Here is a 26,625-nt window from a genome sequence, read left to right on the forward strand (position 1 = left end):
TACACCTCACAATGATTTAGCCAACTAATTTATCGCAAATACTATTTGCTACTGCATGCCACAAATTTTCGTCAACTTGATAAGATTTTACTAAACTTTTGTACATCGCCTTTTGTTTATCTGTGAAATCAGGGTCATCCTGTGAAGGGAGCTTACTCCTTTCTTGATCAACAAGGTTTTGAAGCTTCTTCGCTCTCGGTCCCCATACGGCCAGTTCTTTCCCATCCTTATTGATAAAAATATAGATCGGAATCGCACGTGATGTTCCATTCGTTAAATATTGATCCATCAATTCTAGATTTTGATCTCTTAATAAAAAGCGCACGTCCATTTCAATTTCATCTGCAATTTTTAACAGAATGGGGTTATTTAAAAGCGCATCTCCACACCAGTCCTCTGATAAAGCAATGACCTTCAATCCTTTTCCTTTAAGAGGAGCCAATCTTTCCTTTTCTTCAGCCGATAAGGAAAATTGTTCAGAAATCTGTTTCGTCCCTGCTTGATTTACACTCATTCCTGAAATATACTGTTCAGCTGTTAATCCCTTTTCAAACCATTGATTTAAATTCATAAATAACCCTCCATTTCTTATATGTATTTCTTCCTTATTATTACATATTCCATTTATTAATGCGAAGCATCGATCTCCGATTGAAGTCTGCTGCGAATTTTGTCGAAAAGAGCTGTCCTTTCCTGGGAAATAAAAGGATATTATGTAATAGGAAAAAATAGAAAGGCTGATGGAAGATCCATCAGCCTTTTAAATAGTCGGTAATAACTAACATAGTGAACAGTAACCCACCGACAGTCAATACATTCAATATGTTGAATGTATGATTAATCCATCATTCGTTTCTTAAATGTAGCATACGCCAGTAGAAAGGAAGCAGCAATCCATGCACTTATTACTGCAAGATATGTCCAAACATCTCCAAATCCCCCACCTGCTTCAACTGCCTTTGCCAATTCAACTAGCTGGCTATTCGGCATATATTCCGCAACTTTTAGAATCGGGAATTTCTCAGCTAATCCAGCAGCAAATGACCCGAAAGTAAAGATAAAGAAAAATGGCATAATGACAACAGAAGCTTCCATGACTGACTTCGTGACAAGACCAAGGAGAGTTCCCAGTCCGATATAAAAAATAGCTGACAATATCATACCAACCGCAACAAGACCCATACTCTCAGGTTGATAATCGACAATATAAGCAGACAGAACAATGATAATCATCGTAGTAATAAAAGTGAGGAGACTCTTCCCCGCCAGAATTTCTAGTGTACTAGCTGGTGAAAGCATTAAGCCACGCAGGGTATTTTTCTCTTTTTCTTCTGCTATTAACGAACATTGAACATATGCCCCTACTAAAGACAGTGTCATATTAAATACAACATAGTGCATATCAATTGTCATATTCCCTTGCCAGCCATATAGAAAGGCCATAAATATTGGGATCACCACTGTAAAAGACACATACATATTCTTGCTGACATCTTTATAATCCTTTTGAAAAATCGCCATCGTCCGCTTCAATGAAAAAGTCATGATAATTTCCTCCCTGTAATTTCTACGAATATATCTCCAAGAGTCGGTTCATTCGAGTGCACAGATATAACTTTATTTTCACTCATTAGTTGATACATTGTTTGTGCACCTTTTTCTCCTTTATGAAGAATTTCAATCTTGCCATCTGCAAGCTCTACAGTTAGCGTGTCGTCCGCATACTTTTTCCGCAGCTCTCTTGGCGGGCCAATCAATTGGATTTTTCCATTATTTAAAAAAGCAACTCGATCACAAAGCAGCTCAGCCTCATTCATATCATGTGTTGTCAAGAAAATCGTCGTCCCATTCTCTTTTAGCTGCTCAAGCCCTTTATAAATATGCCTAGAATTAACTGGATCAAGCGCAGAAGTCGGCTCATCAAGAAACAATAGCTCAGGCTTATGTAGAAAGGCTCTTGCTAGTGTTACCCTTTGGAGCATACCTTTTGAAAGCTTCGAAACGACCTTCTTTTTGTTATCCTTAAGGTTTACCATCTCTAGTACTTCATCAATTCTTGATTCATTTACATCATATAGACCGCAATAAAGCTTCAAGTTATCCAAGACCGTTAATCTTTCATATAGTCCGCTGTTATCTGTCAATACGCCGATTTTTTTGCGATAACGAGCTTCCTTTAGCTTTGAAGCTGAAACACCGAAAACATATGCATCTCCGTCCGTTTGAGCTAATTGTGCAGTTAAAATTTTTATTGTCGTTGTTTTTCCGGATCCACTTGGACCTAAAAATCCAAATGTCTCTCCTTTTCTTACATTAAATGAAACATCCTTTAATGCTGTTTGATTGGCAAACATTTTTGCTAATCCCGCAACTTCTATAATGTTCTCCATTTTCATCCTCCTGGCAAATTTGATTTGTAAATTATCATGTATGCATCGGCACTGTATGGCGCCTCCGCTTTCGTATGATCTAATCTTATGAAACAAATCTTTGCCATGCATTATTATTTGGATGAAAAGAGCATTTAACAGACTGAATGGAGCATTATTCACATGGAGTGGAGCATTATTTAAGACCTAACATGCCCTTTAGTTCTGCCATTTTCGTCTTTGATAACGGGATAGATGACTTTTTCGCATCACCTAATACTAAAGTAAAGCTATTTCTTGTCCAAGTGACTACCTCACGAACCTTTTGCAAATTCACAATGTAAGAACGATGACATCTAAAGAACCCATATGGATGCAGGCGGTTCTCAAGTTCGGTCATTGTAAATACACTTGGATACATTTCTCCTTTAATATAAATATTGGACTGTCCTTCATTGCTTTCTATGTAATCTATTTCTGGCGGATCAAATAAAACGATTTTGTCATTCACCTTTGTAGGAATCTTTTCAAAGCGGACAGGCTGGATAATTATTTCTTCTTCAATTATTTGATCCTCAGATTTAAATTCTTCTTTTGATGGTGCATCAGTTGTTTCTTCGTCAAAAACGACATCCAGTACATGCAAACCCGTTTCGTCTAAGCGGCAGACCTTATCTGTCACTGAAAGTGCACTCTCCATGTTTCCGGTTAGTACAAGCACGCCTTTGCCTTTTTCACTCAGTTTTCTTACAAGCTTTAAAAATACTCGTTTTGTTTCCAAATCAGTATTCTGGTCAGGTTCTTCAAATATAAACAGGGCTGGATTCTGAAAAAGCAAGCGACCAAAATGAACTCGTCTTTTTTCGGAAGCGGTTAGCCTGCTAAGGCGAATATTCCGTTTAGGCTCTAGCTGAGTCATGCGCAGCGCTTCATCCATTGAAAGCTCCGAGCCATATAGTTTTTGGAAAAAGGAAAAGTGATCCTTTACACTCAATCTTTCGTATAATCCATCATCTAAAAGATACATGCCGACTTGATCAAAGTAAGCATCTTTTGATTTCGTGAGTTCTTGCCCATTTATGCTTAATTCTCCACTTGAAACAGGTAGCTCTCCTAAAAATAGCTTTACTAAAACGGTCCGCACATTCGTACTCGAATGAATAGCTACCACCTCATGCTCCGATACCTCTAAACAAAAGGCGGGAAAAACTAACGAATGCTCCTCATGTTTTTCTAAATCATTGATTTTCAAAATACTCACTGTGATCACCTAATGTTCATATAAAATATCAATAAGTTGTAAAAAGGAAAAAGACAATTTTTTTACATTTTTTTCTTTTCATATTATAACTTTATTATTTTACATTTTCACTACTATCTATTAGTTAATAGGACATATTTTTGTAGATTGTTATCTTTTCCTGGGAAATATAAGAGGTATTTGTCGAAAAAGGGCTGATGGAAAAATCCACCAGCCCTTTGCTGCCTTATCTTTTCTTTATTTCCTCTAATAATATCTTGTTCACTAATGGCGGGTTTGCTTGACCTTTTGTTGCTTTCATGATTTGACCCACTAGGGAACCAGCCGCCTTTTCTTTTCCGTTTTTGTAATCCTCAATAATTTTTGGATTATTATCTAGTACTTCTGTAACAATTTTCAAGAGGGCGCCTTCATCTGAAATTTGGACAAGTCCCTTGTCCTTTACAATTTGCTCAGCGCTTCCGCCATTCTCGATTAATTCTTTGAAGACCTTTTTCGCAATCTTTGAGGAAATCGTTCCGTTCTCAATAAGTTTAATCATTCCGGCAAGACCTTCAGCAGTCAAAGCTGTTTCAACCAGCTCCTTTTGTTCGGCCTTTAAGTAGGCTGACACTTCACCCATGATCCAGTTCGACGCTTGCTTAGCTTCTGCGCCAGCATGAACAGTCGCTTCAAAGAAATCAGCCATTTCCTTTGTTACCGTCAAAACAGCTGCATCATAAACAGGTAGGCCAAGCTCTTCGACATACCGTTTTTTCCGCTCATCTGGAAGCTCAGGAATCTCCGCACGAATTCGGGCTTTCCAGTCTTCATCAATATGAATGTCTAAGAGGTCTGGCTCAGGGAAATAACGATAATCATCAGATCCTTCTTTCACACGCATCAAGATCGTCGTGTTTGTTGCTTCATCATATCTAAGTGTTTCTTGTCCGATTTCGCCTCCAGCAAGCAAAATTTCCTCTTGGCGTTTTTCTTCATATTCTAATCCTTTACGGACAAAGTTAAAGGAGTTTAAATTTTTTAGTTCTGTTTTCGTTCCAAATTCTTCTTGCCCAACTGGACGGAGAGAAATATTGGCATCACAGCGCAATGAGCCTTCTTCCATTTTACAATCTGATACACCCGTATATTGAATGATTGACTTTAATTTTTCAAGATAGGCATATGCTTCGTTTGGTGTACGAATATCTGGTTCTGAAACAATTTCAATCAACGGTGTTCCTTGACGATTATAATCGACTAATGAATATCCATTGCCATGTGTCAGTTTTCCAGCATCCTCTTCTAAATGGATACGGGTAATGCCGATTTTCTTTTTATATCCGTCCACTTCAATTTCAATCCAGCCATGCTCGCCAATTGGTTTGTCAAACTGGGAAATCTGATATGCCTTTGGATTATCAGGGTAAAAATAGTTCTTTCGGTCAAATTTCGTAATTGGAGCGATCTCACAATTAAGTGCCATCGCTGCTTTCATCCCATATTCAACGACCTTCTTATTCAGAACCGGTAGAACACCTGGGTAGCCAAGATCAATTACTGTCGTATTTGTGTTTGGTTCAGCTCCAAAATGGTTCGGGCTCGCTGAGAAAATCTTCGAATCTGTTTTTAATTCAACATGGACCTCTAGTCCAATAACCGTTTCAAATTTCATTCCTTCTCCCCCCTTACAATCCAGGCTTTTGCTTATGAAATTCTGTTGCCTGTTCGAAAGCATGTGCCACACGATAGACCGTGCTTTCATCAAAGTGCTTGCCGATGATTTGCAATCCCAGCGGCAATTCGTTTACAAATCCACATGGTATAGAGATTCCAGGTACACCAGCAAGGTTCACTGGAATCGTTAAAATGTCATTCGCATACATCGTTAACGGGTCTTTTGTATTTTCATCTAGTTTAAAAGCTGGTGTAGGTGTCGTTGGCCCAATAATGACATCATATTTCTTGAATACTTCTTCAAAGTCATTTTTGATTAATGTACGAACCTTTTGTGCTTTTTTGTAATAGGCATCATAGTAACCCGAGCTTAGGGCAAATGTTCCAAGCATGATTCGGCGTTTTACTTCTTCACCGAATCCTTCTGCCCGAGTCTTTTTATATAAATCAATTAAGCTTTCCGCATTTTCTGTCCGATATCCATAGCGCACACCGTCAAATCTGGCAAGGTTTGCGGATGCCTCTGATGAAGATAATAAATAATAAGCAGCAAGTGCATATTTTGAATGCGGCAGTGATACTTCTTCCCATGTCGCACCAAGGTTCTCCAGCACCTTTAAAGCGTCTAATACTGATTGACGCACTTTTTCTTGTACGCCTTCGCCTAAATATTCCTTCGGCACGGCAATTTTCAAGCCTCTAATATCACCTGTTAAGGATTCAACAAAGCTTGGTACAGCAACATTTGCAGATGTTGAGTCCATCGGATCCAAACCAGATATCGCCTGCAATAAATAGGCGTTATCTTCAACCGTTCTTGTAATTGGGCCAATTTGATCAAGCGACGAAGCAAATGCAACAAGTCCAAAACGAGAAACGCGGCCATATGTAGGCTTCATTCCAACAACGCCACAGAAAGAAGCTGGTTGTCTAATCGATCCGCCTGTATCAGATCCTAAAGAGAATAATACCTCTCCTGCAGCAACAGAGGCAGCTGAACCACCGGAAGATCCTCCAGGAACTCGATCTAGATTCCATGGGTTTCTTGTCTTCTTGTAAGCTGAATTTTCATTCGATGAGCCCATCGCAAATTCATCCATATTTAATTTCCCGATCGTAATCGTCTCTGCCTGGTGCAATTTATTAACAACTGTCGCATCATAGATTGGATCAAAATTCTCTAATATTTTGCTAGCACAAGTCGTGCGCAATCCCTTTGTAACAATATTGTCCTTCACACCGATAGGCATTCCAAACAGAAGCCCTTTTGATTCATCCGTTCCTAGCTTATCATCCATTTGTTTTGCAGTTTCACGTGCTCTTTCTTCATCTAAAGTCAAAAACGCTTGTACTTTTTCTTCAACCTCACTAATGCGCTTGTACGATTCATCTACTAGATCGGTCACTTTCAACTCTTTTTTATGTAATTGCTCATGAAGCTCTGATACTTTATGATCAAATAAACTCAAAACCTTTCCCCCCTTATTCCATAATGGACGGTACTTTCACTTGACCGTCTTGATGTTCTGGTGCATTTTTCAGCACTTCAGACTGTGGCAATCCCTCTTGCGGGACATCTTCTCGCATCACATTTTTCATATCTAAGATATGAGATGTTGGTTCGACACCATCCGTATTTATTTCATTCAATTGTTCAGCAAAAGAAATGATCGCATCCAATTGATTCGTAAATTTCTCTGTCTCTTCTTCCGTAATTGCCAGTCTCGCCAAGTTTGCCACATGCTTAACCTGATCAGCAGAAATTCTAGACATGTAAGCCACCTCCAAATATGTTCTTTTCTTCACACAATATGATTTATCATATCAAACTTTCATGCGTTAAACCACTACCTGATTTGACATAATATCCGATCCTTCTGCCTATTTTAACATGATTTGCAGTCATTACGCAGTTAATACTCTATATATTAAAAAAAGCTGTACCCTATTGGATACTGCTCTTTTACCGATGAATATTATAGACTCAAGTTAGAATCTGGAAAAACATCATAGCTATTCATTCAGTTCACCGCCAACTGTACCTTTTTATTTTTTAAATTAACATGAATTTTATATTTTTGGCAGTTTATTTGCAATCATCCTTATTTATTTGCAAATCATTATATTTTTTTGCAAGATTACTTCTTTATTTGCAGCCTCTAGTATATTTGCAAGTTTCCTCCTTTAGTTTGCAAACAAAACGAAAGGAGTCCTATTGGCTCCTTCGTTTAAATACATTCGAAAGTATTGTAAAGGCACCTTTTTTCTCCTTGGCCTTTTCCTGTTTTTGCACTCCCGTTTCCTTTTGTACATAAATATCTTCTTTATCAATCGCATGGTCGTATGCAAGGACGAGACCAATTTCCGAGTTATGATCTTTATTTGTTACGATTGTATAATCTACTTTGTAATCTCCCGCAGCTTTTATATATTTTGAAAACTCGCCATAGCTCATATTTCCATTCAGGTACAGATGTGCCTTTTGATTTTCTTTTAATGCCGCCTCTACCTGTTTATACATTCCTGATTCTCTTACTTGCGACTGGGTTAGCGCAATAATTATTCGTTCTCGCAGTGTTCCGAGAAATTTCCTTCGTTCATCTGGCTTCGTTTGTTTTTCCCCATAAATCCCTTGCTGAATATAATCATCTACATTTTTTGACAAAGTCACATACCTCCCATTTATTTAAGGAAAAGAAGGGCTATTACTATGTATGTATTCATTTTAACAGTTGTGCTAGTATAATCATTACCTTTTTATACAAAAAAATCCTCCCTTCAAATGAAGAGAGGTGCAAAATAGGAGAAAAAAGTTAAAATCACGATAGAATGGATAAAACATGTTGAAGGCTCTGAATCCTTCATACTTTCAACATATTGTTTAGCAAAAGGGAATTAAACCTCTTGCTTTGCAGCAGTAAATTGCTCTTCTTCAGTAGACCCTTTTAGGGCTGTTGTTGAAGAAGTTCCACCAGTAATTGTCATAGAAACTTGATCGAAATAGCCTGTCCCCACCTCCCTTTGATGTCTTGTTGCTGTATAGCCATATTCCTCACTTGCAAATTCAGCCTGCTGCAATTCCGAGTATGCAGCCATGCCATAAGCCTTGTAACCGCGTGCTAATTCAAACATGCTATGGTTTAGTGCATGGAAGCCAGCTAATGTAACGAATTGAAATTTATACCCCATTTTTCCAAGCTCCACTTGGAATTTAGCAATGGTTTCTTCATCTAGCTTACTTCTCCAGTTGAAGGATGGGGAGCAATTATAAGCTAATAGCTTGCCAGGAAACTTTTCATGAATCGCTTCAGCAAAACGTCTAGCTTCTTCTAAATCAGGTTCAGAGGTTTCACACCATACAAGGTCAGCATATGGCGCATAGGCTAATCCTCGGGCAATCGCTTGTTCTAAACCAGCCTTCGTCCGGAAAAATCCTTCAGGGGTACGGTCGCCAGTAATAAATGGAGCATCATGTGAATCTACGTCGCTCGTAATTAAGTCAGCAGCATTTGCATCTGTACGGGCTACAATTAGAGTTGGCACGCCCATGACATCGGCTGCTAATCTAGCAGCAATTAGGTTTTTTACTGCAGTCTGGGTAGGCAGAAGCACTTTGCCGCCAAGATGACCGCATTTTTTCTCTGAGGAAAGCTGGTCTTCAAAGTGCACGCCGCCTGCACCCGCTTCAATCATCCCTTTCATCAATTCAAACACGTTTAGCTGCCCGCCAAACCCAGCCTCCGCATCTGCGACAATTGGAGCAAACCAGTCAATCGATTGATCCCCTTCCATATGGTGAATTTGATCGGCACGCTGCAGTGCCTGATTAATTCTTTTCACAACACTCGGCACACTGTTTGCAGGATATAGACTTTGGTCCGGGTACATATGACCAGACAGATTAGCATCTGCCGCGACTTGCCAGCCGCTTAAATAAATTGCCTTCAATCCCGCTTTCACTTGCTGTACAGCTTGATTTCCAGTTAACGCACCTAATGCTGGAACGAAATCCTCTTCATTAACAAGCTTCCAAAGCTTCTCCGCTCCCTTTCGTGCAAGTGTATATTCAATGTCAATCGATCCTCGCAGTTTAATTACCTCTTCAGCAGAATAAGGTCTATCAATTCCATTCCACCGCTCATCCATTTCCCAGCTTTCTTGTAATTGCTGCACTCTTGTTTCTGTCATAATTAAGTTCCTCCTTTAAAAATTCCGATAGATTTTTTGTGTGAGTAACTAGCTATGGGTTCATTTAAGGAATGAACATCTTTGTTGTTATAATACAGTTATCAAACTATGTTATTTATTGTATAACAACAACGATATTTTTGGAACAGTTAATTTTAAAATTTTCAGAAATTTAATTCGACATTCTTCGATAGGAACAAAAAAAGAGTGATCTGCCTAAGGCAAATCACTCTTTCATCTATTTGTTTTCTATTAGAACATTTCAGAAGTTGTTTTCGCTTGCATGTGAAGCTGGATGTAGTCAGGTCCGCCTGCTTTTGAATCTGTTCCTGACATATTGAAGCCGCCAAATGGCTGGTATCCAACGATTGCACCTGTACATCCACGGTTGAAGTAAAGGTTACCGACATGGAAATCTTCACGTGCTTTTTCGATATTCTTACGATTATTTGTGATAACTGCTCCTGTTAGACCATATTCTGTGTTGTTCGCAATTTCAATCGCATGATCGAAATCCTTCGCTTTTGTAAATCCAACGACAGGGCCAAAGATTTCTTCTTTCATAATGCGAGCTTCTGGGTCAAGGTCTGCAAAAATAGTTGGCTTAATGAAGTAGCCTTTGGAGTCGTCTCCTTCTCCACCTGTCATTAGCTTTCCTTCTTTTTTGCCAATTTCGATGTAGCTCATGATTTTATTATATGCACTTTGGTCTATTACTGTAGCCATGTAGTTATTCGGATCAGTTGGATCCCCTTGTGTTAATTCATTTGTTAATTCAACGGCACGATTTAACACTTGATCGTACACATCTTCAACGATGACTGCACGAGAACACGCAGAGCATTTTTGTCCAGAGAAGCCAAATGCAGATGCAACGATTGAAGTTGCAGCTAGCTCAAGATCTGCTTCCTTATCGACAACGATTGTGTCTTTTCCGCCCATTTCTGCAATGACACGCTTCATCCAAACTTGGCCTTCGCTTAATTTAGATGCACGTTCGAAAATACGAAGACCAACATCACGAGACCCCGTAAAGCTAATGAAACGTGTATCCTTATGGTCTACTAGGTAATCCCCAACCTCTGCACCACTTCCAGGTACAAAGTTTAGAACGCCCTTCGGAAGACCTGCTTCTTCCATCACTTCAACGAATTTCGCAGCAACAACTGGTGTTGTAGAAGCTGGTTTTAGAAGAACGGTATTCCCTGCTACGATTGCGGCAACCGTTGTTCCAGCCATAATCGCAAGCGGGAAGTTCCAAGGAGAAATAATGATTCCTACTCCTAACGGAATATAGTCATAACGGTTATATTCATTTGGACGGCTGTTTACAGGCACTCCGTCTTTAATGTTTAGCATTTGTCGCGCATAGAATTCAAGGAAATCAATCGCTTCCGCTGTATCTGCATCCGCTTCATTCCAAGGCTTTCCTGCTTCTTTTGTTAAAAGGGCAGAGAACTCATGCTTGCGGCGGCGAATGATGGCAGCTGCTTTGAATAAAACGTCCGCACGTGTTTCTGCTTTTACTTTTTTCCACGTTTTAAACGCTTCTACTGCAGCTTGCATCGCTTTTTCAGCAAGATCACGGTTGGCTTTAGACACACGGCCAATTACTTCTGTTTTATTAGCAGGATTATAAGATACGATTTTGTCTTCTGTAGAGATGCGCTCTCCGTCGATCACTAGATCGTAATCCTTTCCCAAATAACTTTCAACTGTTTTTAAACCAGTTAAATAGGCTTGGTGATTTTCTTCCAATTTAAAATTAGTAAATGGTTCATGTTTGTATGGTTGTACCAAAGTTTCCGCCTCCTATGTATTAATACTACACCCTTTTTACCAGATGCTATCCCTTTTAAGTATTAGTATATCTCTTAAAAAGGCTCCCAATCCAACAAGCTTATCTTATCATGTTTCATTTCACTACTTCAAACATTCTGTGTAAATGAATACTATACTACACTAATAATTGGAGATAATAGTGTGATTCTTACAATCAGTCATATTATCTCCAATTTTCTTATTGATATATATGAACAAATGGCTCGTTTTGATCTGCTTTACGGACAATAAGCCCTTCTGGACCATTCACTGATGAAATTTCCACTTGCACAGAAATATAAGCAGGAAAATGCTTCACAACAAGGGCGGTCACATATTGTGTGAAGCCAATTCCTTCTGCTTTTCCATAGAATTGAATAGGAATACTAATATTAAGCTCCTGAAGTTGTCCATCTGCATAAAAAGCCTTCCCTATTACTCCATTAAAATTAGGAAAATAGGCTTCTACATCCTGTTTAAAATTGAGAAAAGCATTTGCATCGTCTCGATAGCTCTCCGATGCTTCTGTTGATGGGAATTGGAGGTATTTCTCATTTACCTTTTCCCAGCCTCCAAGATTGGCACTTCCCTTTTCTGCATTCGCATAGGTAAAGAAAGTACCCGGAACAACGGATGTCCTGCTTTGTTGTTCAAATAAAGCAATTGTAATAGGAACATCCTTTAATTTATCTATTTTACGTAATCGCTTTAATACTTCATCGGCAAGCTTTTTTCCTTCTTTTTCTAGCTCTGCATGATCAATTTTCGTTTCATACCAAGCGCCGAATTGAACTTTTTGATAATAATATACCGAGTTCAAGGCTAGACCAACAACTACTCCACCTAATTTATATTTTCCCTCTTCAATTTTCTCATAATAATCATGCTCTAAAATATGTGCAAGATATTTTGGTGTTTCTTCTTTTCCATTATCAAGAGGATTAAGACCGAGGTTGTCTTCTTCCTCTAATTTTTTTTCCTTTAATTGTGCAGCCGAATACTTGCGATTTAGCCAAAGACGTACTTGATCGCTTTCTATAAATTGCCCTTCTTGAAATACATATTTATCTGTATCATACATATTCTGAGCCACTCTCATTAGCCCTGTCTCAAATTCAGTAAGATTAAATTTCGAATTAATATTATTAACGACAAGCCCTCTTGACTTACTTGGTTTGAAAGGCAGAATTGTTTGATAGTAATTATCTGAAATTTTGTAGTTTGGTATGATCGCTTTCTCTTTTGCGTCTCCTTTATCCTGAACGACCTCCTCCTGCTTATTAAAGTTCGGCGCACAGCCTGTAAGCAGAAGAACAAGAGACAGAGATAGCATTATTATTTTCTTCATGGCATTTCCACCTCTTACACATTTAATTCTTCAATCAGTCTCTCCTCGTCCCAAATCTCAATTCCTAATTCCTGTGCTTTTGCAAGCTTTGATCCTGCATCTTCACCAGCGATAACAATATCTGTTTTCTTGCTGACACTACCAGATACATTGCCGCCTAGAGCTTCGATTTTGTCCTTTGCTTCATTTCTCTTCAGCTTCTCTAACTTTCCAGTAAGCACGACTGTCTTTCCGGCAAAAATCGATTCTGATTGCTCTATGGATACACGCTTTGGCCCGGTATATTCCATGTTGACTCCCGCAGCTTTCAATTCATCTATCAGCGCTCTTGCTTCTTCCAATTCAAAATAACTGACAATGGAATCCGCCATTTTCTCCCCTATTTCATTAATTGCCGTTAATTGTTCGTAGCCTGCATTCATTAATTCATCCATCTGTACAAATTGCTGGGCCAATGTTTTGGCTACTTTCGCGCCTACATGTCGAATCCCCAGACCAAATAATAGCTTTTCAAGAGAATTAACCTTGGAGGCTTCTATTGCTTCCAGCAGATTATTTGCAGATTTTTCACCCATGCGTTCAAGCCCAATAAGCTGTTCAAAGGTAAGCTTATATAGGTCAGCTACATCCTGTATTAGATTTTTGGAAAATAACTGGCTGATTACTTTTTCACCAAGACCGTCAATATTCATTGCATTGCGGGATACAAAGTGGATTAAACCTTCTCGTATTTGTGCAGGACACTTCGGATTTATACAGCGCAGAGCAACCTCGCCATCCAAACGGACGAGTTCACTTTCGCATTCCGGGCAGTGAGTTGGCATGTGAAACTCAACTTCTTCTCCTGTTCTGCGTTCTGCTAAAACATTGACTACCTCTGGAATAATATCCCCAGCTTTTTTTATAACCACTTGATCACCCATTTTGATATCCTTCTCACGAATAAGATCTTCATTATGAAGGGAGGCACGTTGAACCGTTGTTCCTGCTACACGTACAGGCTCAAGAATCGCAGTAGGAGTAATCACACCTGTTCTGCCCACACTCAACTCGATCGACTTTAAAGTCGTGACGACTTCTTCTGCAGGAAACTTATAGGCAATGGCCCAGCGCGGACTTTTCGCTGTTGTCCCAAGCTCCTGCTGCTGATCAAGAGAATCTACTTTGATTACGATCCCATCAATATCATACACGAGGTTTGGCCGCTCGCTTGTCCATTTTTCGATAAATTCCAGGACTTCTTCTATATTTGCGCATTTTTTCCGTTCTTTATTTGTCTTGAAGCCAAGTGTATCTAATAAATCCAGTGCCTCACTATGGGATTCAACACCTGTCTCACCTGTATCTGACACTCCATATAGAAACACATCAAGATTTCTTGATGCTGCTATTCTCGGATCCAGCTGTCTTAAAGAACCTGCTGCAGCATTTCGAGGATTTGCAAAGGCATCCTCTCCTTTTTCAGCCTTCAGCTTATTTAAAGCCTCGAAAGAACGTTTCGGCATAAATGCTTCTCCACGTACTTCCATGGATAGATCTTTATTTAAGCGCAAAGGAATGGAACGAATGGTTCGTAAATTTGCAGTAATATTTTCACCTATTGAGCCATCTCCGCGCGTTGCCCCGAGGACAAATAAGCCCTCTTCATAGCGCAGGGAAACTGCTAATCCATCGATCTTCAATTCACATACATATGAAACATTTTCCCCTGCAGACTGTCGAACTCGACGATCAAAGTCCCTAAGATCCTGTTCATTAAAGGCATTTCCCAGACTTAGCATTTGAGATTGATGCTGTACCTTCTCGAACATATCAAGGATTTCTCCACCAACACGCTGAGTTGGAGAATCTGTCGTTTTCAGTTCAGGATATTGAGTTTCTATTTCTATCAGTTCTTTAAGCAGCCGGTCATATTCTGAATCCGGAACAGATGGCTGGTCAAGGACATGGTACTCATAATTATATTGATTGAGCAATGTTTGTAATTCTTTTACTTTTATTTCAGCAGTCTGAAGGTCCATATATCCAACCCTTTCTAGATAACATTAGCCTTTTGTAATCGGTGCAAATTTAGCCAGTAACCTTTTAATGCCGATTGGTTTTGGAAAAGCAATATCAAGTTCGGTGCTCTCTCCATCTCCTTTAACACTAACAACTGTCCCTGTTCCCCATTTGCCGTGAACTGCCTTATCGCCAACCTTCCAGCCGAGTTCATCCCCGCCAGTTGTATTCATCGCAGGGCGAATAACTGGCTTTCTTTGCGGCTGTCTTGAAGATGCAGTGCCAAATGATGAAGCTCCAAAAGGTGAAGCAGTTTTTTGAGCAGGCTGCACGCCGTCTAATAGTTCTTCAGGAATTTCTTTAATAAAGCGTGATGGCAGATTCATATTTGTTCGTCCGAACAATGTACGCATCTGAGCGTTTGTAATAAACAGTTCTTCCTCCGCTCTTGTGATTCCTACATAGGCGAGACGGCGCTCTTCTTCCATTTCCGCTTCTTCCATTAAAGAGCGGCTGTGAGGAAATACCCCTTCCTCTAAACCAATTAAAAAGACAACTGGGAATTCCAGTCCTTTTGCTGAATGAAGGGTCATTAGTACAACTGCATCCGCTTTTTCTCCATCATCATCTAACTTATCAATATCTGCGACAAGTGCCAAATCGGTTAAAAAAGCAACAAGGCTTTTGTCTTCACTGCCTTCTTCAAAATTTTTAGTCACGGAAAGAAATTCTTCCAGGTTTTCAAGTCGGCTCTGCGCTTCAATTGATTTTTCCGCAACAAGCATTTCTCTGTAGCCTGATTTCTCCAATATTTCCTCGACAAGCTCTGTTACAGAAAGGTATTCCTGCATTCGAGTATAACTTTTGATTAGATCTCTAAATTCAGCTGCTGCTTTTGTTATTTTTGGACTTAGACCAATTAGATCGATTGAATCCAGCGCATCAAACATTGTCATTTCATGGAGCAAAGCGAAATTGGCAATCTTATCAATGGAACCAGAGCCGATTCCACGCTTTGGTACATTAATGATCCTTTGAAGGCTGATATCATCATCAGGATTGGCAATTAAACGCAAGTAGGCAAGAATATCCTTAATCTCTTTTCGATCATAGAACTTGATTCCGCCAACAATTGAGTACTCCATATTCGATTTTAGAAGCACTTCCTCCATCACACGTGATTGTGCATTCGTTCGATATAAAATGGCGATATCAGATAGATTTCGATTCCCTTCACGCATCAATTCTTTAATTTTTCCAACAACAAATTGTGCCTCACCTTGTTCACTATCTGCTCGGTAATAGAAGATTTTATTTCCTTCCAAATTCTCCGTCCAAAGATTTTTCGGCTTTCGATTCATATTCCTTCCGATGACTTCATTGGCTGCTTGAAGAATTCTTTTGGTGGAACGGTAGTTTTGCTCGAGCAAAATGACCTGTGCATTTGAGTAATCCTTCTCAAATGAGAGGATGTTGGCAATATCGGCCCCTCGCCAGCGATAAATGGATTGGTCTGAATCACCAACAACACAAAGATTTCTAAAACGTGCAGCAAGAAACTTTACAAGCATATATTGAGCCCTGTTCGTATCCTGATACTCATCCACGTGAATATACTGGAATTTGCGCTGATAATATTCAAGTACTTCTGGCACCCGCTGAAATAACTGAATCGTTGTCATAATTAGATCATCGAAATCTAATGCGTGATTTCTTCTCAATCTTTTCTGGTATTCAGTATACACATCACTGATTACATTCTGAAAATAGTCGCCTGCCGTTTTTGCGAATTCCTCAGGTGTTGTTAACTCATTTTTTGCTGAGCTGATTGATCCGAGTATTGCACGAGGATCAAACTTTTTCGGATCAAGGTTTTTATCCTTTAATATTGATTTAATAACTGATTGCTGATCCGTCGTATCGAGAATTGTGAAATTCCGGTTAAAACCAAGCCGATCAATATCTCTTCTTAAAATTCGTACACACATCGAGTGAAAGGTAGAAATCCAAATTTCATCCGCTGCTCCACCCATCATTCTTTGAATCCGTTCTCTCATCTCTCTTGCCGCTTTATTTGTAAAAGTAATCGCCAAAATATTATAAGGGTTTACCCCTTTTTCAACCATTAAATAAGCGATTCGATGAGTTAATACTCTTGTCTTTCCACTGCCTGCCCCTGCCATGATCAAAAGGGGGCCATCTGTTGCCTTTACCGCATGCTGCTGCTGTGGATTCAATCCATTTAATAGTTTATCTGATAAATAATTCATCGACTTTCTTCACCACCATACAAACATATGTTCTTGAATTGATTCTAAATCTTCTTCTATTACGAATCAAGTTCTATAAAAGAGTTTTTTTATAAAATTTCTCACACACAAACCTAACTAATTTGTCCGAGAGGTGTACTTTTTACTGCGGGTACTGTTTTAAGTGCAGCACTTACATCTGTATATATAATGTTTCCAACGACTATGACATCTGAAGCCGCAGCCATTTCCTTCGCCTGCTCTGCTGTTTCAATCCCACCGCCGTAAAACAAAGTAGTCTTCTCTAATATTTTTTTCACTTCAGATACTGTTGCTGGATCGCCATATGTTCCACTATATTCTAGATAAAAAATCGGCAGCTGGAACATTTTTTCTGCCATCATCGCATATGCTTTAACCTCATCTATTGATAATGCTGTCTTCGCATTCGTAAGTTGGGCTGCCTTGCACTCTTCATTAAGAATACAATAGCCTTGGACTAAAATTTCTTCCCAATTCATCACTTCGCCAAATTCTTTAACTGCCTCATGATGAAGCCCTGTAATCCATTTTGTATCCGTACTATTTAAAACAGTCGGAATAAAGTAGAAATCAAATCCTGGTGTAATTGAATCAATCGCAGATACCTCAAGTGCGCAAGGAACTGTATACCTGCGGACTCGTGACATTAAATCAAGCACCTTTTCTAAAGTAACGCCATCCGTTCCACCAACAATTATCGCATCTGTTCCTGATTCACAAATCATTTCTAAGTGTTCATCAGAAATACTTTTATTCGGATCGAGTTTAAACACATGTCGCCACTCGCGGACATTATACATCCATACTTCCCCCATTCTATCATTCCATTTCACCATTATATCATTAGTATAATGATGAAAAAAGTAAAGCGCAGACGCCTTGATTTGCACTGACAATCATAAGAGGAACTGGCAGGAAGGGGTGGTTCTTTAACCTGTATGATGTACGGTTCAAGTTGGGACTTCCTCTCACTTATGAAAGACTTTTTTTCGGCGGCCTGAGCAATTTTGGTCTTCATTCCTATTATGAGTGACCTTTTTCTATGGGTTTACAAGAAAATCAAAAAAGCCTGAAACAACGAATGTTCCAAGCTTTCTTCGCTTAACCTGCTAACAGACATTTATAAACTGACTTCACCTTTGCAAGTCTGTCCTACCCATAAATTATTCTGCTGTTTCTGCATCTTCTTTCTTTATCCGTTCTAATGCCATTTCATATGCGTCATTTCCGTAGTTTAAGCAGCGCTTGACGCGAGAAATTGTTGCTGTACTTGCTCCAGTTTCTGTTTCAATTTTATGATAGGTTTTCCCTTCGCGGAGCATGCGGGCAACCTCTAGCCGCTGGGCAAGGGATTGAATCTCATTGACCGTACATAAATCATCGAAGAAACGATAGCATTCTTCTAAATCATTTAATGACAAAATTGAATTAAAAAGCTGATCGAGTTCTTTTCCTCTTAGTTTATCAATTTGCATGCATGTATCCCCTTTGTATAAAATTACTATTCCTTTACATCAAAAGAAACCGTTTGTTCAAGACCAGGGCTTGAAGGAATGATATTAATCCAAGTCCTTCCGGGTACAAGCCCTGCTTGTTTTCCATTTATGACAGGCAGAATTTTCCCATCGACATTTTCCCATTTTACTTCTTTCCATTTCCCTTTTTGAAGTAAATACGCCCTGCCGCCTGAAGTTAAATCAATCTTTCTGCGCCCTGCATTATCAATCACTTTATGATCAGTTTCGACAATAAAAATATTATCCAGCAATACTGGCTCTTCGGACTCATAGTCCTTAGTCAGTTCTCCATTTGTATACCGTTTATACTTTTCAAGCTCTTCATCATATTCATAAATGGAATTAAAAATATTGCTGTTAAAATAGGATACCATAACCGATAGTGCTTCTTCTCCATTTAGATTTTCTAACTCACTTTCATTCAAGAAAGTAAGCGCAGATGGTGCATCATCCATTTCATAGCTTCTTTTCTCTGCTCCCTTAAGGATATTTTCAAATGAAATATAAGAATTATGAGGAGCCTTCCGGAAACTTGCACGCTTAAAAAGTGTTCCATCATAGGTAATCCCATTTAAGTTATCAATATAGCCTTTATCAAGCATATCCTTCGCCTCTGGACTATACCCATGGGCAATATATAGACTGTCATACCCTTTTGCTAACTCAATATAATAATCCCTTGCGCTTCGTATAGGACCAATTTTCTCTGGCTGTTCACTCTGGTAAATAGCAAGAAATCGCGTTATATTTCCTTCCGCCAATAATTCATAAACGATATCTGCTTTCTCAAGTCCTGATTGCGGACGGGCTTTCGGATCATTATTGATCATAACCGCAACCGCTCGGCTATCCGATTTACTTTCTGTCCCAACACCAGTTAACGGAAATTGATAAGGAAGATCTTCTTCACTAGAATCCACAATAGATTCTTCTTCCGGAATCTCATTCAATTCATCTTCATTTTCAACGGCTGTATGATCATTTTTGCTGCAGCCTGCAATTAAGAGTAAGACAGCAATTGAAACAGCCATCCATCTATTAAACATAGAGCACCTCGGTATTTGATCTCGTCGTTTATTTAAGCTGAATATGTTGCAAAATTAATGAATCAATTTCATGATACGTATTGGTAAATCATCAAACTCTTTTATATTTTAACGCATTATCGTTGGAAAGAGTACTGTTTTATTCATCACATCATACATTCCTTGCTGAGTGATCCGAATATACGGCAAATGAGTGGATGAAAAAAATAAAAGTGAATAAATCGGATCAGAAAATTGATAGCCTCTTTCTCTCAAATAGACAAGAAGTTTCTTTTCTTGTTCAATTAACGTTTCAACTTTTTGATCAGACATTACACCTTTGACTTTTAGAGGAATTTCTTGAACAATTTCCCCTTTGTCAGAAACAACGATGCCTCCTCCAAGCTCCTTCATTCGATAAAAAGCCTTCATCATGTCTTCCTTGTTTTTGCCGATTAGTATAATATCACCAGTATTAGAAAACGAGCTCGCTAAACCATCTAAACGATCAGCAAATCCCTTTAATAATGTATTCATCCGCCATCGGCCATTTTTATCAATTAACACGAAAAAACATTCATCGTTCGTATCATTCAACCGATCAACTGAGGCATCAATCGATATGGAATATGGTTTTGTAATGACTGCGTTTTCCATTTTTATCCCGAATGGCATTGAGAACTGCAAATCTTCCGGATAAAGATTCCAATTTATCGTTAAAGGTTCAAACCCCTTATCTCCCCAAGAAATATCGGGATAAGCATCCAATGGCAGTCCATCCTTTTTCACCCATTTCCCCTTAGCCAGTACGGAAATGGGTGTCGGGTCTGTTTCAGAATAAAGGAAATTTATATTCGCCACTCTTCCGGTTGCAATCGCTCCATGAAGATGATTGATTTGATAATAACGAGCAATATTAATCGTCCCCATATTATAGGCATCAATCACCGGAACACCCTTTTCAATCGCAATCCGAATCATATGATCAATCATTCCCTGCTCATAGAAGGAAGAGGAAGAACCATCCGTTGTAAAAATCATTTGATCATAATAATCAATTCCAAGCTCATGCATTTCATCCAGAAGTACCGGCAAATCTGGACGGATCGAAGAATATCGTAAAGATACGGTGTAGCCTTGCATTAACCGGTTATATACTTCCTTCCCGGTCATCGCTTCATGATCACAATCTGCCCCAAGCAGCATTAATTTTGCCAACGTTTTTTCTGATGCACCCGGAAAATGGCCTTCAATTTTCTTTCTCATTCTCTTCGCTTCCTGTATCCAATGAAGCATTAAGTCATCGCCAGCTAATAATTTCGGCCAGGCTGTCAGTTCTCCTCCCTGAAGAACAGCCTCATGTTCAAGCCATGATTTTACATTCCGATGAGAAAAGATCACCTCTTCATTTTGAATTTCTGTTTGTGCATCAAATCTGCACCACCAATACATAGTTGAAGGAAGATTCCTTAATTCACTTAAAAAAGAGAACGCTCTATTTTTATCCATCTGCAATGCAAGGACCATATTATCATTAATTAGCGTCGTTGTACCAAACTGAGATGCATAGCTCGCAAACGAATGGGGATTATATAATTGAAACGGGTGGGCATGGGGCTCTATATAACCTGGAACAAGCATTAAGCCTTCACAATCCACAACTTCACAATTTTTGATGGTTACAGGCAGCATTTCCCCCACATAAACGATGCGGTCATTATATATCCAAATATTTGCCGTCATCCACTTACGAAATGCTTGATTAAGATAACGTGCATTTTTCAGTAATAGCGTCGGGGAAAGTTTTCCATCTAATACAGAAACATGATCACGTAAATATTTGTTTTTCCAACGGTAACGCTGTTCCAGCACAAGAATCCCTCCCTCTAGTTTCTTTATTTATCTGTATTTGTTATTAGTTAAAATGGCTATAAATCAAACAAGAAAGCCCTTTCATAGTTTGTTTTATATTACCATAATTCACTATTTAACGCATTAAAGAAATAGAAAAGTTTATGAAATATTCAAGAGGAGGGTAAAGGAATGAATATCAAACCGAATATCGGGATTGTCAATGCATTAATCCGCATTACTTGTGGGCTCACACTAGTGGCTTGCAGTACAGCAAAGCTTACGAAAAAACCTTGGCGTGAATCATACATGATCCTAGCATTTCTTGGAGCAATGAAGGTGGCTGAAGGAATTGTCCGTTTTTGCCCAATAACCGCTCTTTTTGAAAATAGACAAGAACTTCTTGGTTCAATGAACCAAAATGGGAACGGGGAAGATATCGAAATCAGCGATATCTTTCCATATAACCCTTCGTAAGTGTATTCAAAATAGCCCCCATCAATTGGGGGCTTCATAAAAAGGAGCGATTCATATGTTTTGGGAGTATTTAACTGATATGTCATTTGTATTGATTGCGTTGATTGGCAGTATCGTTGCTTTGCTATTTGTATTTATTCGAAAATCTAATAAAGGGCGTGCTGAATAGCCCGATGCCCAATATCCTTACGATAAAAGATGCCTGTGCAATGGACTTTTTTCAATTGAGCATACACCTTGTTTTGCGCTTCTTCCAGTGTCTTTGCCTTTGCACCAGCTAATAGGACACGTCCGCCATTTGTGAGAAAAAGTCCTAGATTATTTTTGTCGGTCCCCGCATGGAATACGTAAACATCGGAATTTATTTCATCTAGCCCTTCCAGTACGGCACCTTTTTGGTATTCGTCTGGGTATCCGACTGAAGCTGCAACAACACCAAGCATAACTTCTTCATCCCAAATGATTTCAGGTGTATTTCCATTGATAACTGCTAGCAACACGTCAGCCAAATCAGATTTCATTCTTGGAAGGATTACCTGTGTTTCGGGATCTCCAAATCGTGCATTAAACTCAATTACTTTCGGTCCAGATTCTGTAATAATTAATCCGGCATATAAAACTCCGCAAAATTCTCTTTCTTCTTGGACAAGAGCTTTAGCAGTTGGCTGCAGAATTGTTTTCACAGCCTCTTTAATAATCTCATTACTTATATGCGGTACAGGTGAATAGGCACCCATTCCGCCTGTATTAGGGCCTAAATCCCCATCATATGCGCGCTTATGATCTTGAGCAATTTCAAGTGGAATGACGACTTCTCCGTTCACTAAAGCCATAAGAGAAATTTCCTCACCTGTTAAAAATTCCTCCATGACGACTGTTGTAGAAGCGTTGCCGAATCTTTCATCTAAGAGCATTTCCTTAAGGCTATCTCTCGCTTCCTCCATTGTCATCGCAACAGTGACTCCTTTTCCAGCTGCTAAGCCATCTGCTTTAATGACAATCGGTGCACCTTTTTCTTCCAAGTAAGCAAGAGCTTCCTCATAGTTAGAAAATACCGCATACTCAGCCGTTGGAATCCCATACTTTTTCATTAATTCCTTGGCGAAGGATTTACTTCCTTCTATAACAGCTGCCTCTTTTTTCGGACCGAAAACGGTCAATCTCTCACTCTGAAAATGATCTACAATCCCAGCTAATAAAGGAACTTCTGGGCCAATTACCGTTAAACCAATGTCATTTTCTTTCGCAAAATGGACTAGCCTTTCTTGGTCACTTTCCTGAATATCCACTAACTGAGAGACATCTTCCATTCCTGGATTTCCGGGTGCTACAAATACTCGCTCTACTGTTGGACTTTCAAATAGCTTTCTGCAGATTGCGTGCTCACGGCCGCCTCTGCCAATGACTAATACCTTCATTTCTGGCACACCCCCAAAGATTCGATTAATGCTTAAAGTGCCTTACCCCTGTAAAAACCATAGCAATTCCGTACTCGTCTGCTTTTTTGATCGAATCCTCGTCTCTTACAGAGCCGCCTGGCTGAATGATTGCTGTAATGCCTGCCTTTGCTGCTGCTTCAACGGTGTCATTCATTGGAAAGAAAGCATCAGATGCCATAACCGCTCCAGCAGCCTTTTCGCCTGCCTGTTCAAGGGCAATTTTTGCAGCACCTACTCGGTTCATTTGGCCAGCTCCAATCCCAAGCGTCATGTCTGCATTATTCACGACAATTGCATTTGATTTCACGTGTTTTACGACTTTCCAGCCTAGCTTGAGCGCCTTCCATTCCTCCTCAGAAGGCTCCCTCTTTGTTGGCACAGATACGTTAGCATGATCCAATGTGTATTGATCATATTGCTGAACAAGCAATCCGCCTTCAACCGAAGTAAGTCTTATTTCTTCCTTTCCACTTGTAGGAAAAGGGATAGTTAATAAACGAAGATTCTTTTTCCCAGTTAATATAGCCAGTGCTTCTTTTGTAAAGGCTGGGGCAATAATGATTTCAAGGAAGATTTCATACAGCTTTCTGGCCGTTTCTTCATCAACCTCCCGATTAAAAGCGATAATTCCGCCAAAAATAGAAACCGGATCAGCTGCAAACGCCTTTGAAAACGCATCATAAACGGTTGTTCCGCTGCCAATTCCACATGGATTCATATGCTTCACAGCTACAGCGGCAGGCTCCGTAAACTCTTTAACGATTTGCAGGGCAGCATCGGCATCATTAATGTTATTATAGGAAAGCTCTTTTCCATGCAGCTGCTCTGCGTTAGCAATTGAAAATTCAGAACCAAGGGGCTTACGATAGAAAGCTGCCTTTTGATGCGGATTCTCTCCGTATCTTAGTGATTGCTTTCGTTCAAAAGTAACTGTAAGCTTTTCTGGCACTTCTTCGTTTACAAGGTTTGTCATATAGTCTGCAATCATCGCATCATATGCTGCTGTATGACGAAAAACCTTTGCGGCAAGCTTCCTGCGGGTTTCCTTTTCAACTCCACCTTCAGCTTTTAATTGAGATAGAACCGTTTCGTAATCTGCTGGATCCACAACTACAGTTACATGCTCATGATTTTTAGCTGATGCTCGCAGCATGGCAGGTCCGCCGATATCAATATTTTCAATCGCATCTTCTACCGTTACATCTGGTTTAGCGATCGTTTGCTGGAAAGGATATAAGTTAACACAGACAATTTGGATAGGCTCAATATGATGTTCTTCAAGCTGTGCCTTATGGGCAGGCTCATCAAACTTAGCCAGAAGCCCCCCGTGAATCATTGGATTTAAAGTTTTTACTCGCCCTTCTAGAATTTCTGGGAACCCCGTTACATCACTCACTCCGATTACAGGAACGCCACTTTCTTCCAATGCCTTTTTCGTACCGCCAGTCGAGATAATTTCATAGCCTTGCTCACTTAATTGCTTGGCGAATGCCGTTACACCTTGTTTATCGGACACACTGATAAGCGCTCTTTTTTTCATTTGTTATCCTCCTGACTAGTTGTAAATAATCGCTGCAATACTTGCGGGTATAATTTATGTTCAATTTCATGTATTTTGGCTTGGAGACTTTCAATTGTTTCATTTTCACTCAGCGAAACAGATTGCTGTGCAATAATTGGACCAGTATCCATCCCTTCATCAACGAAATGAATGGATACACCGCTCTCCTTCACCTTTGCTTTAAGCGCTTGGCCGATGGCATCCTTTCCCGGAAAGGCAGGCAAAAGAGAAGGATGAATATTAATAATCCTGCCCTCGTAGTTTTTAAGAAGCGTTGGACCGATTAAGCGCATATAGCCTGCCAGGACGACATAATCAATCTCTAATTCTTTTAATCTCTGTAAAATCTCTGTCTCGTACTCTTCTTTACTTGCATACTCTTTTGCCGTAAATACAAACGATGGGATTTTTTCTTTTATCGCTCTCTCAATGCTGTATGCGTCTTGGCGATCACAGACGAGCAGCTTAATAACTGCAGATAGCTTATCTGTCTTTACAGCATCTACAATCGCCTGAAAGTTTGTGCCGGTCCCGGAAGCAAATATGGCGATATTTTTCATAGGGTACCCCTATATATTTCAACATCTGGTTTCTCTACTACTTTACCAATGACATAAGCTTTTTCACCTAAGCTATTAAAATGTGCCATCACTTCATTTGCTCTTGCCTCATCTACTGCAATGACCATACCTGTTCCCATATTAAAAATATTGTACATTTCCTTACGATCCAGCCCGCCAATTTCCTCCATCAGCCTGAAAACAGCTGGCACCTCCCAGTTGCTCTCAATCAGTTCAGCACCTAATCCCTCAGGCAGCATACGGGGGATATTTTCAATAAAACCACCGCCAGTAATATGGGCCATTCCTTTAATAGGAAACTTATCCAAGGCTGATAAAATCGATTTCACATAGATTTTTGTCGGCCGCAGCAGCTCTTCCCCTAACGTGCAGCCTAATTCATCCACGTACTCTGTTAATGCTATATTTGCTTTCTCAAAAAATAGCTTTCTTACAAGCGAGTATCCGTTGCTATGAATACCACTGGAAGCTAGACCAATTAATACATCACCTGACTGAATATTTGTACCATCAACCAGCCGTGATTTTTCACAGGCACCAACAGAAAACCCAGCGAGATCATATTCTTCCTCACTATACATGCCTGGCATTTCCGCCGTTTCTCCACCAACAAGTGCACAGCCCGCCTGTTCACAGCCTTCAGAAATCCCCTTAACAATGGCCTCAATTCTAGCTGGTTCTGCTTTTCCACATGCAATATAATCTAAGAAATACAAAGGCTCTGCACCTTGTACAACAATATCATTTACACACATTGCAACTGCATCAATCCCGATTGTATCGTGTTTATCCATCTGAAAGGCAAGCATCAATTTCGTTCCGACACCGTCCGTACCTGAAACAAGTATAGGCTCCTTTAAATTTAAGACAGATAGATCAAACATACCCCCAAAACCGCCTAAACCACCAAGCACCCCTGGGCGGATGGTCTTTTGCACATGTTTTTTCATACGGGAAACCGCTTCGTAACCAGCTTCAATGTCCACACCGGCTTGCTTATAAGCATTCGCCATTATATTTTCCTCCTATAAGAACAGCGCAAGCGCCTTGATCATCGCCGTACAAACTGGAGGAGCTCTTCCTTTCGATAAAGGAAACACGGTGAGCGTGAGCGAACCGATGTTGACTTATCGTAGGGAGGAGACCTGAAGTTTGATAGTTATAGTCCGCTTGCGCTAGACAATTCTCCAACTTTATGTTTTTGCACTTTTTGAAAAGAAAAACGACATCTTGCCAATG

The 26,625-nt window shown here is 39.7% G+C and carries 23 protein-coding genes; 2 read left to right on the forward strand and 21 right to left on the reverse strand.

The window, feature by feature from the left end:
• Nucleotides 1-16: 16 nt before the first annotated feature.
• From FI644_RS06405 to FI644_RS06485, 17 genes are all read right to left on the reverse strand, one after another.
• Nucleotides 17-571, reverse strand: a complete 555-nt coding sequence (locus FI644_RS06405; protein ID WP_053479269.1) for a thioredoxin family protein — start codon at nucleotides 569-571, stop codon at nucleotides 17-19.
• A gap of 266 nt (nucleotides 572-837) precedes the next feature.
• A complete protein-coding gene (locus FI644_RS06410; protein ID WP_053479270.1) occupies nucleotides 838-1,545 on the reverse strand; it encodes an ABC transporter permease in 708 nt (235 codons plus the stop codon).
• Nucleotides 1,542-2,390 carry an ABC transporter ATP-binding protein gene (locus FI644_RS06415; RefSeq protein ID WP_053479271.1) on the reverse strand — a complete coding sequence of 283 codons (849 nt, stop codon included), beginning with the start codon at nucleotides 2,388-2,390 and terminating at the stop codon, nucleotides 1,542-1,544. The genes FI644_RS06410 and FI644_RS06415 overlap by 4 nt, the downstream gene beginning before the upstream one ends.
• Nucleotides 2,391-2,565: 175 nt before the next feature.
• Nucleotides 2,566-3,630, reverse strand: a complete 1,065-nt coding sequence (locus FI644_RS06420) for a LytTR family transcriptional regulator DNA-binding domain-containing protein (RefSeq protein WP_053479272.1) — start codon at nucleotides 3,628-3,630, stop codon at nucleotides 2,566-2,568.
• A gap of 226 nt (nucleotides 3,631-3,856) precedes the next feature.
• Nucleotides 3,857-5,284 carry an Asp-tRNA(Asn)/Glu-tRNA(Gln) amidotransferase subunit GatB gene (gatB, locus tag FI644_RS06425; RefSeq protein WP_053479273.1) on the reverse strand — a complete coding sequence of 476 codons (1,428 nt, stop codon included), beginning with the start codon at nucleotides 5,282-5,284 and terminating at the stop codon, nucleotides 3,857-3,859.
• 13 nt (nucleotides 5,285-5,297) lie between these two features.
• Nucleotides 5,298-6,755 carry an Asp-tRNA(Asn)/Glu-tRNA(Gln) amidotransferase subunit GatA gene (gatA, locus tag FI644_RS06430; RefSeq protein ID WP_053479274.1) on the reverse strand — a complete coding sequence of 486 codons (1,458 nt, stop codon included), beginning with the start codon at nucleotides 6,753-6,755 and terminating at the stop codon, nucleotides 5,298-5,300.
• A gap of 13 nt (nucleotides 6,756-6,768) precedes the next feature.
• Complete coding sequence (gatC, locus tag FI644_RS06435) at nucleotides 6,769-7,059, reverse strand: Asp-tRNA(Asn)/Glu-tRNA(Gln) amidotransferase subunit GatC (RefSeq protein ID WP_053479275.1); 291 nt, start codon at nucleotides 7,057-7,059, stop codon at nucleotides 6,769-6,771.
• 439 nt (nucleotides 7,060-7,498) lie between these two features.
• Entirely contained in the window at nucleotides 7,499-7,951 is a 453-nt protein-coding gene (locus FI644_RS06440) for a YueI family protein (protein ID WP_053479276.1), read from the reverse strand.
• Between the two features lie 230 nt (nucleotides 7,952-8,181).
• Complete coding sequence (gene aceA / locus FI644_RS06445; RefSeq protein ID WP_056682331.1) at nucleotides 8,182-9,474, reverse strand: isocitrate lyase; 1,293 nt, start codon at nucleotides 9,472-9,474, stop codon at nucleotides 8,182-8,184.
• 252 nt (nucleotides 9,475-9,726) lie between these two features.
• The gene (pruA, locus tag FI644_RS06450) at nucleotides 9,727-11,274 is read right to left on the reverse strand and encodes an L-glutamate gamma-semialdehyde dehydrogenase (RefSeq protein ID WP_053479278.1); all 1,548 of its coding nucleotides are present in this window, start codon (nucleotides 11,272-11,274) and stop codon (nucleotides 9,727-9,729) included.
• 220 nt (nucleotides 11,275-11,494) lie between these two features.
• Nucleotides 11,495-12,643, reverse strand: a complete 1,149-nt coding sequence (locus FI644_RS06455) for a CamS family sex pheromone protein (protein ID WP_056682330.1) — start codon at nucleotides 12,641-12,643, stop codon at nucleotides 11,495-11,497.
• A 14-nt stretch (nucleotides 12,644-12,657) separates the two neighbouring features.
• Nucleotides 12,658-14,664 carry an NAD-dependent DNA ligase LigA gene (gene ligA / locus FI644_RS06460; RefSeq protein WP_142108178.1) on the reverse strand — a complete coding sequence of 669 codons (2,007 nt, stop codon included), beginning with the start codon at nucleotides 14,662-14,664 and terminating at the stop codon, nucleotides 12,658-12,660.
• Between the two features lie 24 nt (nucleotides 14,665-14,688).
• Complete coding sequence (gene pcrA, locus FI644_RS06465) at nucleotides 14,689-16,914, reverse strand: DNA helicase PcrA (RefSeq protein WP_053479281.1); 2,226 nt, start codon at nucleotides 16,912-16,914, stop codon at nucleotides 14,689-14,691.
• 113 nt (nucleotides 16,915-17,027) lie between these two features.
• On the reverse strand, nucleotides 17,028-17,735 hold the full coding sequence (gene pcrB, locus FI644_RS06470) for a heptaprenylglyceryl phosphate synthase (RefSeq protein WP_053479282.1): 708 nt from the start codon (nucleotides 17,733-17,735) through the stop codon (nucleotides 17,028-17,030).
• Between the two features lie 363 nt (nucleotides 17,736-18,098).
• Nucleotides 18,099-18,410: a YerC/YecD family TrpR-related protein gene (locus tag FI644_RS06475; RefSeq protein ID WP_053479283.1), complete on the reverse strand. Its 312-nt coding sequence runs from the start codon at nucleotides 18,408-18,410 to the stop codon at nucleotides 18,099-18,101.
• Nucleotides 18,411-18,436: 26 nt separating this feature from the next.
• Entirely contained in the window at nucleotides 18,437-19,498 is a 1,062-nt protein-coding gene (locus tag FI644_RS06480; protein WP_056682325.1) for a DUF3048 domain-containing protein, read from the reverse strand.
• Between the two features lie 108 nt (nucleotides 19,499-19,606).
• On the reverse strand, nucleotides 19,607-21,349 hold the full coding sequence (locus FI644_RS06485) for an adenine deaminase C-terminal domain-containing protein (protein WP_056682322.1): 1,743 nt from the start codon (nucleotides 21,347-21,349) through the stop codon (nucleotides 19,607-19,609).
• Nucleotides 21,350-21,520: 171 nt separating this feature from the next.
• Here FI644_RS06485 and FI644_RS06490 point away from each other — a divergent pair, with 171 nt between their 5' ends.
• Nucleotides 21,521-21,805 (forward strand): YgaP family membrane protein, encoded by a 285-nt coding sequence (locus tag FI644_RS06490; RefSeq protein ID WP_053479286.1) that lies wholly within the window; start codon nucleotides 21,521-21,523, stop codon nucleotides 21,803-21,805.
• A 55-nt stretch (nucleotides 21,806-21,860) separates the two neighbouring features.
• Nucleotides 21,861-21,974, forward strand: coding sequence for an EYxxD motif small membrane protein (locus tag FI644_RS27335; RefSeq protein WP_342668460.1), 114 nt, complete (start codon nucleotides 21,861-21,863; stop codon nucleotides 21,972-21,974).
• Here the strand turns inward: FI644_RS27335 and purD are convergent.
• The 4 genes from purD to purM are packed head-to-tail and all read right to left on the reverse strand — an operon-like array spanning nucleotide 21,952 to nucleotide 26,399.
• Entirely contained in the window at nucleotides 21,952-23,223 is a 1,272-nt protein-coding gene (purD, locus tag FI644_RS06495; protein ID WP_053479287.1) for a phosphoribosylamine--glycine ligase, read from the reverse strand. The two genes, FI644_RS27335 and purD, sit on opposite strands and share 23 nt — an antisense overlap.
• A 25-nt stretch (nucleotides 23,224-23,248) precedes the next feature.
• Nucleotides 23,249-24,784, reverse strand: coding sequence for a bifunctional phosphoribosylaminoimidazolecarboxamide formyltransferase/IMP cyclohydrolase (gene purH / locus FI644_RS06500; RefSeq protein ID WP_053479288.1), 1,536 nt, complete (start codon nucleotides 24,782-24,784; stop codon nucleotides 23,249-23,251).
• Complete coding sequence (gene purN, locus FI644_RS06505; RefSeq protein ID WP_053479289.1) at nucleotides 24,781-25,365, reverse strand: phosphoribosylglycinamide formyltransferase; 585 nt, start codon at nucleotides 25,363-25,365, stop codon at nucleotides 24,781-24,783. The genes purH and purN overlap by 4 nt, the downstream gene beginning before the upstream one ends.
• The gene (gene purM, locus FI644_RS06510; protein WP_053479290.1) at nucleotides 25,362-26,399 is read right to left on the reverse strand and encodes a phosphoribosylformylglycinamidine cyclo-ligase; all 1,038 of its coding nucleotides are present in this window, start codon (nucleotides 26,397-26,399) and stop codon (nucleotides 25,362-25,364) included. Before purM ends, purN begins: the two co-directional genes overlap by 4 nt.
• Nucleotides 26,400-26,625 lie beyond the last annotated feature (226 nt).

It is taken from the genome of Cytobacillus solani, from assembly GCF_006704205.1.
Taxonomy (GTDB): domain Bacteria; phylum Bacillota; class Bacilli; order Bacillales; family Cytobacillaceae; genus Cytobacillus; species Cytobacillus solani.

What these genes read in the sequence shown, in the direction of transcription:
- FI644_RS06410 (WP_053479270.1), bottom strand. Translation starts at nt 1,545, where the DNA reads ATGACTTTTTCATTGAAGCGGACGATGGCGATTTTTCAAAAGGATTAT.
- purH (WP_053479288.1), bottom strand. Translation starts at nt 24,784, where the DNA reads ATGAAAAAAAGAGCGCTTATCAGTGTGTCCGATAAACAAGGTGTAACG.
- pcrA (WP_053479281.1), bottom strand. Translation starts at nt 16,914, where the DNA reads ATGAATTATTTATCAGATAAACTATTAAATGGATTGAATCCACAGCAG.
- purD (WP_053479287.1), bottom strand. Translation starts at nt 23,223, where the DNA reads ATGAAGGTATTAGTCATTGGCAGAGGCGGCCGTGAGCACGCAATCTGC.
- purM (WP_053479290.1), bottom strand. Translation starts at nt 26,399, where the DNA reads ATGGCGAATGCTTATAAGCAAGCCGGTGTGGACATTGAAGCTGGTTAC.
- pcrB (WP_053479282.1), bottom strand. Translation starts at nt 17,735, where the DNA reads ATGTATAATGTCCGCGAGTGGCGACATGTGTTTAAACTCGATCCGAAT.
- ligA (WP_142108178.1), bottom strand. Translation starts at nt 14,664, where the DNA reads ATGGACCTTCAGACTGCTGAAATAAAAGTAAAAGAATTACAAACATTG.
- FI644_RS27335 (WP_342668460.1), top strand. Translation starts at nt 21,861, where the DNA reads ATGTTTTGGGAGTATTTAACTGATATGTCATTTGTATTGATTGCGTTG.
- gatB (WP_053479273.1), bottom strand. Translation starts at nt 5,284, where the DNA reads ATGAAATTTGAAACGGTTATTGGACTAGAGGTCCATGTTGAATTAAAA.
- FI644_RS06405 (WP_053479269.1), bottom strand. Translation starts at nt 571, where the DNA reads ATGAATTTAAATCAATGGTTTGAAAAGGGATTAACAGCTGAACAGTAT.
- FI644_RS06475 (WP_053479283.1), bottom strand. Translation starts at nt 18,410, where the DNA reads ATGCAAATTGATAAACTAAGAGGAAAAGAACTCGATCAGCTTTTTAAT.
- FI644_RS06415 (WP_053479271.1), bottom strand. Translation starts at nt 2,390, where the DNA reads ATGGAGAACATTATAGAAGTTGCGGGATTAGCAAAAATGTTTGCCAAT.
- gatC (WP_053479275.1), bottom strand. Translation starts at nt 7,059, where the DNA reads ATGTCTAGAATTTCTGCTGATCAGGTTAAGCATGTGGCAAACTTGGCG.
- purN (WP_053479289.1), bottom strand. Translation starts at nt 25,365, where the DNA reads ATGAAAAATATCGCCATATTTGCTTCCGGGACCGGCACAAACTTTCAG.
- FI644_RS06480 (WP_056682325.1), bottom strand. Translation starts at nt 19,498, where the DNA reads ATGTTTAATAGATGGATGGCTGTTTCAATTGCTGTCTTACTCTTAATT.
- FI644_RS06490 (WP_053479286.1), top strand. Translation starts at nt 21,521, where the DNA reads ATGAATATCAAACCGAATATCGGGATTGTCAATGCATTAATCCGCATT.
- aceA (WP_056682331.1), bottom strand. Translation starts at nt 9,474, where the DNA reads ATGACAGAAACAAGAGTGCAGCAATTACAAGAAAGCTGGGAAATGGAT.
- FI644_RS06455 (WP_056682330.1), bottom strand. Translation starts at nt 12,643, where the DNA reads ATGAAGAAAATAATAATGCTATCTCTGTCTCTTGTTCTTCTGCTTACA.